Origin of the sequence: Extibacter muris, assembly GCF_004345005.1 — a bacterium.
GTDB lineage: Bacteria > Bacillota > Clostridia > Lachnospirales > Lachnospiraceae > Extibacter > Extibacter muris.
On the sequence record NZ_SMMX01000005.1, the window covers coordinates 50,710 to 64,798 of the forward strand.

Sequence of the window (14,089 nt, forward strand, 5' to 3'; positions counted from 1 at the left end):
ATTTATACACATTTTGTGGATTAATAGGATAATAAATGTGGAAAACTTTGGAAATACATGGAAATATGCCGCAGGCATATAAAAAAATTGACGAAAAATGAGGACACATCCTAGTGGAGGTGCCCCCTTTTTCAGCTATCCATTTCGTCCAGCTTCTTCAGACATTTTTGTGTGAATACTTTTGCGTGTTCTATATCCAGGCTGTCCGGATGTGTCATCGCCTCATCGAAGTTACGGATATACATATCCATCTGTGCCTCATTTTCCGGGCTTCTCATAGTTTCATATTTTTCCCGTACCTTCCGGGGCATCTTGCCCTGGCAGATGAATGCGCCGAGGTAGTCATTATCATTTTCTATCCATGCATGGACGCTCTTTTCTATCGCTTTATAATAATCAGGGGAGTCACCCATGCCGCAGGTGCCGAATAAAGCAATCCTCTTTCCGCCGAGCCCGTTAATAAAGTCGCTCACTTCCATACTGCACGTGCCACAGTTCACGCGGAAGCCGATAAAGTAGACTTTCGCTTCCGGAATTGACTTGTCTGTCGTGATATCGATGAGATCTTTGGAGTTGCCGGGCAGGTTAGAAAATATGGCGGCAGCGATTTTCTTCGTGTTGCCGGACCGGCTCTCATATAGTACGAGGTATTCCAACATATCAGTTACCCCTCCTTTAACATATCTTAGCTGTTCTTGATAAATGTCGTACTGCATTTGGGGCAGCGGACCTCTATCTTGCCTTTACCTTTTGGTATCCGTATCTTCTGCCTGCAAGAAGGGCATTTGTAGATATGGTACATTTTGCGCTGTGACGCCGAGCTTTTCTGCCGGGAGAACCAGGCGCGTATCTTGTACGTCTTATTTAGCCATTTCTGGTTTTCCGCAGCTCGCTTATAGACATTCCGGGAGAACATACGGAAGTAAGAGTAGACGACGCAGGCCCACGCAAAGATAGTGAGGGCAGAAAACATAAGGCCGTCAAACCAGCCGGACAGTATGAGTGCCGCTACTGCGGCTATTAAAGTAAATTTGCCAAATGAATCGATGCCGTATCTTCCGGACATAAAACGAATAAACTTTTCTTTCAATTTAAATCACCTTCCTAATTAAGCATCATACGCTGTCTGGGCGTAAAGTCAATAAACTCCACATTAAAAATATATTAAATAATAAGTTATCCTGATTGGCTGCCTGTGGTCAAATGTTCAGAAGTCATGTTAATACATATGATTGATGCGGACTATGAAAATGAGATTGCAATTACTTTCATATTGGTATATGATGAAAATATAATACAAGCTATAATACGAGTTGTTAGGAGAATGTATAAATGGGCGTTATTGAAAAGACGAACGCAACACCGCTATATCTGCAGTTGAAGAACAAGATTAAAAAGGAGATCAGAACAGGCATGCTGAAGCCGGGGGACAAGATTCCGTCGGAGGCGCAGCTGCAGAAAGAATATCATATGAGCCGGGTCACTGTCCGTAATGCCATGGAGGAACTGACGGTCGAAGGGTATATCATAAAGGTGCAGGGGAAAGGCAGCTTCGTTGCAGACTCAGATATGCTCCGCCTGCCCATAGGGGTGAACAGCTTTACGGAGGATGCCAGGATGCAGGGAATCAATATTACGTCCGAGGTCATCAAATTCGGGATTGAAGATATTAAGACAGAGTTGGACCGGGAATTTTTTGGTGGCAATACGAACGGAGAAGTTCTTGTGCTGAAAAGGGTCAGAAGCGCGGACGGCGTGCCGATTACAATTGAGGAAAACCATATGTCGCCGGATCTGATAGATATGCGTGAAGAGGACTTGACGAAGTCGTTCTATGACATACTAATTAATAAATACCATATGGTGCCGTCGAACAAGGGGCGAAGAAGTGTGAGGATAATATTTGCGGACGAGGAGATAGCAAAGTATCTGGATCTGTCATTGGGGACGCCCGTAATTGAATGCGAGGTGTGCGTGTTTGATATGAACGGCGACCCGATACATACGGTGAAAGATATCGTAAGAGGAGATAACGACCGGTTTTTGAAATGGTATGTATAATATGATTTGATACAAGTCAATAAGAGAGTAGACAGGCTTTTCGGATGAAGAGCCTGTTTTTTTACTAAAAATGGATTAGAAATTTATAAATTATGCACAAAAAGGCATTATAAAAGAGAATTTTATTGACAAAAAACACGGTTGTCATTATAGTAATATATAAGACGTATTAATACATTTTAAACGGAGAGCGGGTATGCGCTTGTAGATTTGAAAGATGGAGACCGCATATTTCTTGACTGGAACAGGCAGGGTGTGACAGACCTCTATCCCTTTACTTTTACGGAAGAGGAGATTGCATATATTAAGACGTTTGATGTGGCCTGTACCAGCCGGGGAGCCAGAGTAGGTGCGGATAAGATCAGGAAGCTTGCCGGAGCAGGTATACCAGTGTGCTACGATTTTTACGATACCTTTACACAGGAAGATATAGCGAACATATCGCCATATATAAAGTATGCATTTCTTTCCTGCAGCCATGTAGATGAAACAGAGACAAGAGATATCCTGAAAGAATGTGTCCGCCTCGGGGCCCGCATAGCAGTCGGGACAAGAGGCAGCGAGCCGGCTGTGGCATATGACGGCGCAAGATACTATACGCAGGACATATGTAAGGTGAAAGCTATCGACACGATGGGTGCAGGAGATTCCTATATCAGCGCATTTCTATCGAATTATTTATCAGTGGGGGCTGACGAGCCTATATCTGCTGAAGATAAGATAACTGCTTCATTAAGAAAGGCGGCGGAATTTGCCGCGGAAGTAGTAGTAAAGGACGGTTCGTTAGGTGTGGGGTATGACGTCGCCCCGGAGAACCTGTCGGAGATCATTAATATCTAGTTGCCACTTGAAGAAAGGGAGGAAAGGGATTATGAAAAAAAGGTTCTAACAGTTGTTATGATGATGGCGATGACCGTATCGCTCATCGCCTGGTGCGGCGGCAAGGAAAAAGAGGCTGATTTTGAAGATGCCCATCCCGATGTCGATATTGAATATGAGAACACCAGCGTCCAGGCCATCAAGGAGAAGCTAAGCGTGCTGGCGGCAGGCGGCGATCTGCCGGACATTTTCTTCGCGTGGGGTGGCGAATGCCTGAACCGCTTCTCCCGTGCAGGGCGTACGCTGGACCTCACCCCATATATGGAAGACGACCCGGAATGGAGAGACAGCTTTCTTCCGTCGTTTTTAAGCAGCAGCGTGTATGACGGCAAGAATTATGCAGTGCCTTACAGGAGCTCCGTACTGTATATGCTCTACAGCAAGCAGGTATTTGCAGACAATAATCTGGATGTGCCTGAGACGTGGGATGAGTTCATAGATGTATGCGAAAGATTAAAGGCAAATGAGGTCGCTCCGATTGCATTCGGCAATTCCGACAAGTGGTATACGATGTGGTACGTGGGCCAGTTTAATGCAAACTATGTAGATGCCGGTACACGTACGAGTGATTATAATCCAGAGTCAGGAGCGTTTACGGATCCAGGCTATACGAAGGCCGTTCAGACATTCCTCGACCTGAACGATAAAGGGTACCTCGGAACAAATGTCAATTCGCAGGATTACTATCAGGTACGCGAAGAGTTCGCGTCAGGTGATGAAACATCCAGCATCGTGACAGGCGGCTCTGAGAACTATGCCGTCTCGGCGGAGTGCAAGCACCCCGATGAAGCGGTTGCATTTCTCAAGTTCATGACTTCCAAAGAGCAGGCACTGAAGCAGACGAAAGAGACAGGACTTCCGAATGCACTGATTGGAGGCATAACAGAGGACAATTCCGATCCCGTCATTGCAGCGGCATATGAGACCGCAGAAGACTACACCGCAATCGCCGAATGGCTGGACCAGTGCGTGGACGGCAATGTGGCCAATACATACATGGCAAGCCTGCAGGAAGGCCTGGACGGTAAGACGGCGGAAGATATCATAGCAGATGTGCAGAAGGCGGCAAAAGAGGTCGCAGAAGCGAACAAGTAAGAAGCGGCAGGGGAGCGGGCCGGTCCCCTCCCTTACCTGAATAGGAGGATAATGTCGTGAGAAAAAAGAATCAGAGGACGGTAGAGCTATATCTCTTCCCGGCGCTTTTTATCGTAATCATCGTATTGTATCTTCCGATTTTCATCAACCTGTATGAGAGCTTCTTCAGCTGGGGCGCGATGAGCACGAAGCATGAGTTCGTAGGCTTCGCAAATTATATCAAGATGTTTAAGGACGAGGTGTTTTACGTTGCGCTGAAGAACAACATGATATTCATGGTGACGTCCGTCATATTCCAGATTGGCATCTCTCTCATCATAGCAAATGTGCTGGAATGCAAGTTCATGAGGAGGTCGCAGAACTTCTTCCGGTCCATTTACTTTATCCCGTCCCTGCTCATGGTGACGGTCGTCGGTATCGCGTTCAAGATGATAGTAAGCCCGTCCATCGGAGTCCTGAACCCTCTGCTCGAACTGGCCGGGGCTGACGCATCTAAGATGGATCTTCTCGGCAATGCAGGCGGCGCGACCTATGCGATTGCGGCAATGTCCCAATGGCAGTACATCGGATATACGGTAATACTGTTTATCGTGGCGTTACAGAATATTCCGGGGGAATTGTATGAAGCCGCGGATATCGACGGAGCGAATGCGGTGAAGAAGTTTTTCTATATTACGGTGCCGGAGATCAAAGATACGATACTGATCAATACGATCATAACGGTGACAGGCTCTGTCCGAGAGTATGACGAAGTCTTCGTGACTACCAACGGAGGGCCCGGATATGCGACAGAGACGCTGGCGACGTACCTGTATAAGGCAGGATTTCGGAACGACCAGATGGGGTATGCGTCAGCACTGGCGTTCTTCATCTTCATCGTAACATTTATCATCGGGCTGGCGCAGATGAAGGGCTACCGCCTGGACGACCAGCAGTAGGAGGGAGATATATGAAGAAGACAGTTTCACATGTGGCTGCTTATGCGTTCTTTATAGCATTTGCCATCATCATTATCCTGCCGCTCATCTGGATGATAATCACGGGATTCAAAACGAACCAGGGAGACAGGTCATGGAAATCAGAGAGATTATAGAGAAAATTGCAAAAGACAAAGAGGCGTCCGGAGGTATTAAAAGCGTCGTATGGCTGGCAGCAGGCGGCTCAAACGGCGGCAACTATCCGGCGCAGTATTTTATGGACCGTGAGTCGAAGACCATCCGTTCCCAGATGTTCACAAGCAATGAGTTCGTATATGCGGCGCCGAGATTTGTCGATGGGAATACGGTAGCCGTCGTCACCTCCATGAGAGGTACGCCGGAAACATGTGTTGCGGCTCAGGTGGCCAAAGACCTCGGAGCGACGACGATTGGACTGTATGTACAGGAGTCGCTTCTGACAGAGACGTGCGACTACAATGTCAGATATGACAGTATCATGTTTGACGAATCAGATCAGAGCAGGACGAATGCAGCGCTCGGGATGCGGATAGCCATTGATATCGTGGACGTCATGGAAGGTTATGAACATTATGGGGACGCGATGTCGGCCTATGATATCCTCGATAAAGTGTATAACGACGCTAAGTCGTACTGCATGCCTCTCGCAGAAAAGTGGGCCAAAAAGAACAAAGAGGAACATGTGATTACCGTCATGGCAAGCGGCCCTGCCTATGCGGCAGGCTATATCTTCTCGATCTGTAATATCATGGAGATGCTGCAGATCCAGTCTCCTACGATAAACTGCTGTGAATTCTTTCACGGTCCGTTTGAAGTGCTGGATAAGAACGAGTCGTTTTTCCTTCTCGTATCAGAGGGGAGGACGAGGAGGGCAGATGAAAGGGCCGTCAGGTTCTTAAAAGAATACGGCGGGGAAAAGGTATATATCCTGGATGCGAAAGAATTAGGCATCAACAGATTCAAAGATTCTGTTGCAGAGTATTTCAACCATATGTTATTCTCTCCTATATTAAATAATACATATATGAAGCAGCTTTCCGCAGCGGCTAAGATTGACTATATGACACGCCGGTATATGTGGAAGGTACAGTATTAGACAGTAACAGAGGTGCCTGCATTGGAGAATCATATTATCATAAGAATCCTGATCCGTATTTTTGACTTGATAGTTTTAAATATACTGTGGCTCGTCTGCTCTGTCCCGATTGTAACGATTGGAGCATCTACGACAGCGTTATATTCGGTCATGCTGAAAGTCGTAGCCGGTGAGGAAGGCTACATTATGAAAGACTTTTTGAAAGCCTTCCGGGTAAGCTTCTGGCAGAGCACGGCCGTGTGGCTCATACTGCTTGCGGCAGGCGCCGCACTCGGAGCAGATATTGTGATATTCCAGAGGGCACCTGGAGTTGCCCGGGCAGGGCTGGCAGTGTTCTATATCATCGCAATTTTTTATGCAATCGAAGTGATATTCGTATTTCCGCTTATTGCAAAGTTTGAAAACACGACAGGCAATATGCTGAAGAATGCCATACTGATTCCGGCCTCCCGCCTCCCATTCGCCGCGGCTGTCCTCGTCATGACAGGCACGTGCCTTGTACTTACCTTCCTGAACTATACCACGCTTATGGTGGGCGCGGCAGTGTGGGGCATAATCGGAGTGGCTGTGCTTGCTTATGTGAATTCCATATTTATCCGTAAGATTATAGAACCATATATGTAAAATCAGGTCGGCCATACTATAACGGTTGATTCCATTATAGTGTACCATGGCCGGCCTTTTTCACCCCGCTTTTTCACTGCCCATGTCCACTACGGTCTGCTGATATGATGCTGGTATCCGAGACATTTAAGGTGAAGACATTCTCGCCGGCTTCTGTATAAGCTCCTTCTTCGATTGTCTTAGATTGCCGATACAGGCAATAAGAACCATCCTTTGTAAATGTCAGGTATTCATCTTCTTCACCTTTCCCATTGCCCGTGCAGTACGTCCCCACGATATCATCGGAGATTCTCTGGAGGATACATATTGGAAGATATTTATTTCCAGAGATATTAACAATAAAAACACAAGTATGGAAATGAATATAGGTTTTTTCATAAAATTCGTGCCCCCCCTTTTGCTATCATATGGTTTTAACCTACTTTTTAGGCAAGTGAGCCCACCCATTGAATATTTTGAGTATACCTTAAATCGATGTAAATACAAGAAACGGGTGATTGACATTATGCAAAACGTTTTTGCCGGATACACATAAATTCATAAAATAATTGAGCAGTTGCCGATTGAATGCTATAATGGGAACATAGCGGTACTATGGAACCAGCCGGGAAAGTGGCGGAGCAAGGAGGGAAAAGGCATGCAGGAGCTTACGAGACTGATAAAAGAGGATATGAAGCCGGCACTCGGGGTTACAGAGCCTGGAGCTATCGCCTTTGCGGTTGCCAGGGCAAGGGAGCATACGGAAGGAGAGGTCAGGCAGGTGCGGGTGGCGCTGAACTCGGGCATGTACAAGAATGCATTTACGTGCGGCCTCCCTAATTCCGGACATTTCGGCAATCTGTACGCTGCGGCACTTGGAGCGGTGGCGGCAGATGCATCGCTGGGGCTTCAGTCTCTTGAACATATAACGGAAGAAGACGACGCACATGCGGCAAAGCTTGTGGAGGAAGGCCGGGTAGAAGTGGTTCTGGACCATATCGGCTCGGAGATAACGATTGACGCTTCGGTCACTGCGGGACAAGATCAATGCACGGTCCATATCCGGGGAGGCCATACAGATATTACTTGTATAGAGAAAAATGGGGCCGTCATCTTCAGTGCCGGGGAAAAAGCGGCAGAAGGTCACGAATCCGGACCGGAGATGCCCACCATACACACGTATACGCTTCACGAGATTCTGGACTATGTAAAGACCGTCCAGGAAGGGGAGATCAGCTTTATTCGGGATGCATTTACGATGAACATGGACCTTCTTGAAGAAGGGATACAGTCGCCGAAGACGAAGATTGTCCATCAGCTGCTGAAAGAGAATGAGAGCAGGATTATCTCCGATGATGCGAGGAAGACCGCACAGCTGCTCTGCAATGGTGCTATCGAGGCGAGGGTCCTTGGCCTGGCGCGGCCGGCAATGAGCATAACCGGGAGCGGCGCGCACGGAATTATCGCGAGCATGCCGCTGTTCGCGTTTTATGAAGTGAATTATGAAGTGGTAGATGACGATATCCTGCTGCGTGCGACGGCGCTGAGCTATCTGATTACGATGTACATCAAAGAGTATTCCGGGAAGCTGTCTGCATTCTGCGGGTGCGGGATAGCCGCAGGCACAGGGATGGCATGCGGGCTTGCATATATGAGGAACGCTTCCCAAGAGCAGATTACGATGGTCATCCAGAATATGGCGAGCGGGCTCACGGGCATGATCTGTGACGGAGGGAGCCAGGGATGTGCCATGAAAGGGATCGTGGCTGTAGATGCGGCGTTCCGGGCTGTGGACATGGCCATGGAACACGTATGCATAGATAATATCCATGGCATTAACGGGAAGACGCCGGAAGATACCATGCGGAATATGGGACGGATTGCTTCCCCCGGTATGGTGGAGACGGAGAAGACGATAGTAGAGATAATGGAGCATAAGTAATACAGAGGAGAGACAGGGGATAAGGCACATGAGTACAGACGGGAAGAATAAAAAACGCCACAGAGGGAGAAGAAAGAAGAAGGCAAAGAACAGCCTTGTCACAAATATCGTGCTGGCGGCTGCGGTAGTCGTATTCTGCGTATCGGCATTCCAGCTGATCAAGATTGCCAAGGGATATCTGGACGGGCGTAGCGAGTATAAGAAGATTGCGGACCTGGCACTGAAGGATACCGATGGCAAAGATAAATTCCGGGTGGATTTCGACGAGCTTCTGAAACTGAATCCGGATACGGTAGGCTGGCTGCGTTTCCATCCCGAACCTTCCATCATCAATTATCCGGTCGTACAGGGAGAGGATAACCAGGAATATCTGCACAAGACATTTTCCGCAAACGAAAATACGCTGGGAACCATTTTCCTGAATGTAGATAACAGTAAGGATTTTTCAGATAAAAACTCTATCGTATACGGACACAGGATGAAGGACGGTTCCATGTTCCGGCATCTGTGGGATTATGATGATCAAGAGTTCTACAGCAAGAATCCGTACTTTTACATCTATACGCCGGACGGCAGGGAAATCACGTACCATATCTTCGCCGCCGCGAAAGTGGGGGATACGTCCAAGGCTTATACCACGGTGTTTGGTTCAGAAGCGCAGTTTGAAGAAGTTGTCAAAGGAATGAAAGAAGCGTCGTTCTATAACACGAACGTAGAGGTCGGCGGGGACGATTCGATCGTCACGCTGTCCACCTGTACGGCAGAGAGCGACGATAACCGCATGATAGTATGCGGCGTGAAAGAAAAGGAAGTAAAACTGGAGGATTGAGGATGGATTATACTTATGAAATCGGGGATATCGTCACGATGAAGAAGAAGCATCCGTGCGGCTGCAAAGAATGGGAGATCCTGCGGGTCGGCGCGGACTTCCGCCTGAAGTGCCTCGGATGCGGACATCAGATAATGATTGCCCGCAAATTAGTAGAAAAAAATACGAAGCAATTAAGGAAAAAAGCTTGAAACAAGCATCGTTTTATGATATCATATTAAATCGTGATACATGAAATGTCCGTACGCAAATTGCGGCGGATATCCTTGCTCCCACCAATGAGCGGGGGCCAAAAGACCAGAAGGAGGTGCGAAGACGACATGAACAAATATGAATTAGCTGTTGTTGTCAATGCAAAAATCGAAGATGACGAGAGAGCACAGGTTATCGAAAAGGTAAAAGCGTTAGTAGAACGTTTCGGTGGCAGTGTGACAGACGTCGATGAATGGGGTAAGAAGAGATTGGCTTACGAGATTCAGAAGATGAAAGAAGCATATTACTATTTCATCCACTTCGAATCTACAGCAGAAGTTCCAGGCGAGATTGAACAGAGAATCCGCATTATGGACAACGTGCTCAGATATTTATGCGTGAAACAAGAGGCATAAGCAGGAAGAAGAGGTATAAATATGAATAAAGTAATTTTGATGGGACGCTTAACGAGAGATCCGGAAGTCAGATACTCACAGGGGGATAACCCGTTGGCTATCGCAAGATATACGCTGGCTGTCGACCGCAGGTTCAAGCGGGACGGAGAGGCTACCGCGGATTTTATTTCGTGTGTTGCATTCGGAAAACAGGCAGAGCATACGGAAAAGTATTACCGTCAGGGGCTCAAAGTTACAATCAGCGGCCGTATCCAGACAGGAAGCTATACGAACAAAGACGGTGTCAAAGTATATACGACCGAGGTCGTCGTAGAAGAGCAGGAATTTGCCGAGAGCAAGGCTGCAAGCGACGCCAATGCGGGAAGTTTCCATCAGGCGGCTCCAGCACCGGCACCGGTGTCAGACGCTGGTGACGGCTTCATGAATATTCCGGATGGAATAGATGAAGAATTACCGTTTAATTAAGCGAAAGCAATCGAATATTCATTTTCAGAAAGGAGAACAGCTATGGCTTACGATAAAGGAAATCGTCCGGAAGGCGGCTTCAAAAGAAGAGGCGGCGGACGCAGAAGAAAGAAAGTATGTGTATTCTGTGGTAAAGAGAATAACGAGATAGATTACAAAGATGTGGCAAAGTTGAGAAAATATATCTCTGAGAGAGGCAAGATTCTTCCAAGAAGAATCACAGGCAACTGTGCCAAGCATCAGAGAGCTCTTACTGTTGCTATCAAGAGAGCAAGACATATCGCTATCATGCCATATGTCCAGGAGTAATCCGAACAGATGATATGTGACCGCCGCTGCGCTGCAGCGGCGGTTTTTTGTATCATAGGAAACTTCGTTCCCTATGATATAAAAACCCTCCGGGGGATGCGCACTCGCTTTCGCGGAAGAAATCCTCCCAAAGGTCGGATGCGCTCGGCGCGGAGAGTCCGCAAGCGGACTCTTTGTTCCAGTGGTGCGCCCGGCGGGCGCACGTTCTAACCGGTGAAAGTCCGGAATCCGAACGGTAAATTCGGGGTATTGGGGACAGATGCACGCAATTATTGCCGCTGAACGCGGTACGGCTGCATTCGGCAGCACGGGGAAATAAATTATACAGAGGCGGCGCCCTCCCGCAATTTTTCCATATTGGTTGACAAAGCGAATGAATCAGGATAAAATAACATATACTTTATATTATCCTATGTAAGGAGGGCGCACAATGCAATACATTGAACGCACACTGGAAAGAAAATTTTTGCACATGAGTTCCTTTTTCAAGGCCGTTCTTGTGACAGGCGCCCGGCAGGTCGGAAAGACGACGATGCTAAAGCATTTGGCCGAGGGGCAGAGCAGAACCTATGTGTCGCTGGATAACGCGATGGTGCGGATGCTTGCCCAAACGGATCCCGTGCTGTTTTTTCAAACCTACAAGCCGCCAATTATCATTGACGAGGTACAGAAGGCCCCACAGCTTTTTGAGCAAATCAAAATCCTGTGCGACGAGAGCGAGGAAAAGGGCCTCTTTTGGCTGACTGGCTCCCAGCAGTTTAACATGATGAAGAACGTCCGGGAAACGCTGGCCGGGAGAATAGGCATCCTGGAGCTTTACAGCCTGTCAAAGAATGAAATCGAGGGGATTGCCTTTTCAGACGGCCTCGACTTCTCTCTGCCTTGCCTGCTGGAGAGGCAAAAGCAGGTTAGGAAGAACGACATCATCGACGTATTTGAGCATATTTGGCGGGGCGGTATGCCGCAGGTGCTTTATGCCGACGCAGAGCAGCGGCAGGAATACTACAATTCCTATGTGGACACTTACCTGATGCGCGATGTCGCGGAGGCGGGCGGCATCACAGATGCGGTGCGCTTCCGCAAGTTTTTGAACGCCTGTGCCGCGCTGGTGGCCGAGCAGGTCAATTATAAGACGCTGGCCGAAGCCGCCGAAATCGCACAGCCTACGGCAAAGGAATGGGTGCGGGTGCTGCAAGGGCTGGGGATTATCTACCTTTTACAGCCGTTTTCCAACAACGAATTGAAGCGGCTCACTAAAACGCCAAAGATGTATTTCTGCGACACCGGACTTTGCGCCTATCTCTCCATGTGGCTCACGCCGGACACCTTAATGAACGGCGCGGTCAACGGACATTACTTTGAAAACTATGTGGTGATGGAGCTGTTGAAATGCTATACCTATGCTAAGGCAAAGGCCAACCTGACCTATTACCGCGACTCCAACGCCAAGGAGATCGACGTTTTTGTGGAGGAAAACAATCTGATACACCCGCTGGAGATTAAGAAGTCCGCCAATCCTGACCGCCGCGAGGTGAAAAAGTATGCGCTGCTGGATAAGATGAGCCTGGAAAGAGGCTGCGGCGGCATACTCTGCATGTGCGAGGAAGTCATACCCATTGACGATAAAAACTGCTTCATTCCCTGCAATCTGATTTAGACGCGGAAACGCAAGGAACCGCAGGCGGACCGTTTCACTTCTTGCCGTTCAGTTCCTTCATGATACCGAAAATATAGGGCAGAGCCGCAAATCGACTTTTGGAATCCAGTACGAAGTATTTGCAATGTGAAATTTTAAGTTACTTGGCATTACATTGGGAAAGAACAGGAGTTAATCATTCCACCCTGCTCGTTTACAGATTTTTTACTGCCCGGCAGGGATTGCCGATCGCCAGACAGCCGGGCGGTATATCCTGGGTTACGACGCCTGCACCTACTACGGAATCCCGTCCGATTGTCACGCCGGGCAGGACTATCACGCCGCCTCCGATCCATACGTTTTCCCCGATGCTGATTGGCCGGGCGCAAGTGTGGAAAAAGGGACGGGACATGGGTGGATGCCAGCCTTCCACGAGCCGCTCGCCGGCTTTTAACGGATGGGCCGCCGTGTACAGCTGTACGTTGGAGGCAATCAGCGTATTGTCCCCTATTACGATTTTATTGCAATCTAGAATACTCTGCCTTACGTCAACGGCGTCATATTCGGAACTGTTGTACATGCGGGTCAGCCGTCGCGCATTTTTAATCATAGATACGATCTCCGGAGCATTGGCTATAAAATTTTCGCCGTCATGACATTTCTGTAATTCATCTTTGTTCATAATCCTCTCCTTAACTTGTTATCTTGCTGATTCCAACAGTTGCTGCATGTAGATTGCTGTTTATGTATTTTTATCTTATAATAATAAAAGAGCGGTGATAAGAGGATGTTATGCGCAAGACTTATAATATCATTCACATCAGAATCTATAAGGAGCATAAAAATGCAAAACAGATTTTATGTAAAACATGAGATCATTAATGTCATTAACATATCAAAAGTTGTCACGATACATTATTTTGAGGACAAGGTGGTCAAGATACCGTCTGGACTGAAAGATTTGATCTCGCAGATTATGTCGGAGGGAAAATCTGCATTCGTCCTGCCTATGCGAATAAGGATAGGCTTACGCCGAAGGAGGGTTAGGCAATCGGACCGCAGCAGCTTGTCCGGTTAAGTCTGGAACAGCTGCTCATCATGCTGCTGAGGTGCGGACAGGAAAACGAGGCGGACAGACAGGTATTTACGTCCAAGATTAAATTTGATAATTATGTGGCGGAGCAGATAAAGAGGCTGTTATAAGAACATCTGTATGGAAAGATATCTATATCCCAGATCAGCGCGCAGCTCCACTATGGAAAGACCCATGTATCGAATGTATTCAAAAAGGCATATGGCAGAAGTATCATCGACTATTATACGTATATCAAAGTGGAAGAGGCAAAGCGGCTGATTCGCGAACGGAACCACTCTATAACTGAAATCGCAGACCGCCTGAAGTTCGATACGCTGCAATACTTTTCCATGCGTTTTAGAAAATATGTAGGGATGTCACCGAGGGAATATGCAAAATCGGTTAAGGTAGATTAGAGAAGACGGAATATATTGTGCAAATTCTGAAAGTAAAAGTACACAACTATCTGAAAAAGAGTTATAATAACCATATAATCAAAGGAACCGGAGTCGGGCAGAAGGCGAGGAGATGGTTA

At 47.5% G+C, this 14,089-nt stretch carries 18 protein-coding genes; 15 read left to right on the forward strand and 3 right to left on the reverse strand.

Annotated features, from left to right (window positions below; all coding sequences use genetic code 11):
* Positions 1-131: 131 nt before the first annotated feature.
* Together bilS and E1963_RS07365 are read right to left on the reverse strand one after the other, a co-directional pair.
* Positions 132-659: a flavodoxin family protein BilS gene (gene bilS / locus E1963_RS07360; protein WP_132276752.1), complete on the reverse strand. Its 528-nt coding sequence runs from the start codon at positions 657-659 to the stop codon at positions 132-134.
* A 26-nt stretch (positions 660-685) separates the two neighbouring features.
* The gene (locus E1963_RS07365; protein WP_132276754.1) at positions 686-1,090 is read right to left on the reverse strand and encodes a zinc ribbon domain-containing protein; all 405 of its coding nucleotides are present in this window, start codon (positions 1,088-1,090) and stop codon (positions 686-688) included.
* A 242-nt stretch (positions 1,091-1,332) separates the two neighbouring features.
* Between E1963_RS07365 and E1963_RS07370 the strand changes: the two genes are divergently transcribed.
* The 14 genes from E1963_RS07370 to E1963_RS07435 all read left to right on the forward strand — a co-directional run bounded on the left by E1963_RS07370 (position 1,333) and on the right by E1963_RS07435 (position 12,500).
* On the forward strand, positions 1,333-2,061 hold the full coding sequence (locus E1963_RS07370) for a GntR family transcriptional regulator (protein WP_132276756.1): 729 nt from the start codon (positions 1,333-1,335) through the stop codon (positions 2,059-2,061).
* 210 nt (positions 2,062-2,271) lie between these two features.
* Positions 2,272-2,901 carry a PfkB family carbohydrate kinase gene (locus E1963_RS07375; protein ID WP_132276758.1) on the forward strand — a complete coding sequence of 210 codons (630 nt, stop codon included), beginning with the start codon at positions 2,272-2,274 and terminating at the stop codon, positions 2,899-2,901.
* Positions 2,902-4,035 (forward strand): ABC transporter substrate-binding protein, encoded by a 1,134-nt coding sequence (locus E1963_RS07380; RefSeq protein WP_132276760.1) that lies wholly within the window; start codon positions 2,902-2,904, stop codon positions 4,033-4,035.
* Positions 4,036-4,091: 56 nt separating this feature from the next.
* Complete coding sequence (locus tag E1963_RS07385; RefSeq protein WP_132276762.1) at positions 4,092-4,973, forward strand: carbohydrate ABC transporter permease; 882 nt, start codon at positions 4,092-4,094, stop codon at positions 4,971-4,973.
* An 11-nt stretch (positions 4,974-4,984) separates the two neighbouring features.
* A complete protein-coding gene (locus E1963_RS07390) occupies positions 4,985-5,128 on the forward strand; it encodes a hypothetical protein (RefSeq protein ID WP_201272011.1) in 144 nt (47 codons plus the stop codon).
* Positions 5,107-6,087, forward strand: a complete 981-nt coding sequence (locus tag E1963_RS07395; protein WP_132276764.1) for a sugar isomerase — start codon at positions 5,107-5,109, stop codon at positions 6,085-6,087. The genes E1963_RS07390 and E1963_RS07395 overlap by 22 nt, the downstream gene beginning before the upstream one ends.
* A 12-nt stretch (positions 6,088-6,099) precedes the next feature.
* Positions 6,100-6,711 carry a YesL family protein gene (locus E1963_RS07400; protein ID WP_132276766.1) on the forward strand — a complete coding sequence of 204 codons (612 nt, stop codon included), beginning with the start codon at positions 6,100-6,102 and terminating at the stop codon, positions 6,709-6,711.
* A gap of 637 nt (positions 6,712-7,348) precedes the next feature.
* Positions 7,349-8,632: an L-cysteine desulfidase family protein gene (locus E1963_RS07405; protein WP_132276768.1), complete on the forward strand. Its 1,284-nt coding sequence runs from the start codon at positions 7,349-7,351 to the stop codon at positions 8,630-8,632.
* Between the two features lie 28 nt (positions 8,633-8,660).
* A complete protein-coding gene (srtB, locus tag E1963_RS07410) occupies positions 8,661-9,461 on the forward strand; it encodes a class B sortase (RefSeq protein WP_132276770.1) in 801 nt (266 codons plus the stop codon).
* Positions 9,462-9,463: 2 nt separating this feature from the next.
* Positions 9,464-9,652, forward strand: a complete 189-nt coding sequence (locus E1963_RS07415; RefSeq protein WP_132276772.1) for a DUF951 domain-containing protein — start codon at positions 9,464-9,466, stop codon at positions 9,650-9,652.
* Between the two features lie 129 nt (positions 9,653-9,781).
* Entirely contained in the window at positions 9,782-10,069 is a 288-nt protein-coding gene (rpsF, locus tag E1963_RS07420) for a 30S ribosomal protein S6 (RefSeq protein ID WP_132276774.1), read from the forward strand.
* Positions 10,070-10,090: 21 nt separating this feature from the next.
* On the forward strand, positions 10,091-10,534 hold the full coding sequence (locus E1963_RS07425) for a single-stranded DNA-binding protein (protein ID WP_049729755.1): 444 nt from the start codon (positions 10,091-10,093) through the stop codon (positions 10,532-10,534).
* A 42-nt stretch (positions 10,535-10,576) separates the two neighbouring features.
* Positions 10,577-10,843 carry a 30S ribosomal protein S18 gene (gene rpsR / locus E1963_RS07430; protein ID WP_006444751.1) on the forward strand — a complete coding sequence of 89 codons (267 nt, stop codon included), beginning with the start codon at positions 10,577-10,579 and terminating at the stop codon, positions 10,841-10,843.
* 430 nt (positions 10,844-11,273) lie between these two features.
* Positions 11,274-12,500 carry an ATP-binding protein gene (locus tag E1963_RS07435; protein ID WP_132276776.1) on the forward strand — a complete coding sequence of 409 codons (1,227 nt, stop codon included), beginning with the start codon at positions 11,274-11,276 and terminating at the stop codon, positions 12,498-12,500.
* A 193-nt stretch (positions 12,501-12,693) separates the two neighbouring features.
* On the opposite strand, the gene E1963_RS07440 is transcribed toward E1963_RS07435, so the two are convergent.
* Positions 12,694-13,161: a DapH/DapD/GlmU-related protein gene (locus E1963_RS07440; protein WP_132276778.1), complete on the reverse strand. Its 468-nt coding sequence runs from the start codon at positions 13,159-13,161 to the stop codon at positions 12,694-12,696.
* Positions 13,162-13,715: 554 nt separating this feature from the next.
* Here E1963_RS07440 and E1963_RS07445 point away from each other — a divergent pair.
* Positions 13,716-13,970, forward strand: coding sequence for a helix-turn-helix transcriptional regulator (locus E1963_RS07445; protein WP_243117643.1), 255 nt, complete (start codon positions 13,716-13,718; stop codon positions 13,968-13,970).
* The last annotated feature ends 119 nt before the right edge of the window (positions 13,971-14,089 follow it).

Bases quoted from the DNA above. Each gene is read 5' to 3' on its own strand.
- bilS (WP_132276752.1), bottom strand. From the start codon at position 659: ATGTTGGAATACCTCGTACTATATGAGAGCCGGTCCGGCAACACGAAG.
- E1963_RS07370 (WP_132276756.1), top strand. From the start codon at position 1,333: ATGGGCGTTATTGAAAAGACGAACGCAACACCGCTATATCTGCAGTTG.
- E1963_RS07390 (WP_201272011.1), top strand. From the start codon at position 4,985: ATGAAGAAGACAGTTTCACATGTGGCTGCTTATGCGTTCTTTATAGCA.
- E1963_RS07395 (WP_132276764.1), top strand. From the start codon at position 5,107: ATGGAAATCAGAGAGATTATAGAGAAAATTGCAAAAGACAAAGAGGCG.
- E1963_RS07405 (WP_132276768.1), top strand. From the start codon at position 7,349: ATGCAGGAGCTTACGAGACTGATAAAAGAGGATATGAAGCCGGCACTC.
- srtB (WP_132276770.1), top strand. From the start codon at position 8,661: ATGAGTACAGACGGGAAGAATAAAAAACGCCACAGAGGGAGAAGAAAG.
- E1963_RS07415 (WP_132276772.1), top strand. From the start codon at position 9,464: ATGGATTATACTTATGAAATCGGGGATATCGTCACGATGAAGAAGAAG.
- rpsF (WP_132276774.1), top strand. From the start codon at position 9,782: ATGAACAAATATGAATTAGCTGTTGTTGTCAATGCAAAAATCGAAGAT.
- E1963_RS07425 (WP_049729755.1), top strand. From the start codon at position 10,091: ATGAATAAAGTAATTTTGATGGGACGCTTAACGAGAGATCCGGAAGTC.
- rpsR (WP_006444751.1), top strand. From the start codon at position 10,577: ATGGCTTACGATAAAGGAAATCGTCCGGAAGGCGGCTTCAAAAGAAGA.
- E1963_RS07435 (WP_132276776.1), top strand. From the start codon at position 11,274: ATGCAATACATTGAACGCACACTGGAAAGAAAATTTTTGCACATGAGT.
- E1963_RS07440 (WP_132276778.1), bottom strand. From the start codon at position 13,161: ATGAACAAAGATGAATTACAGAAATGTCATGACGGCGAAAATTTTATA.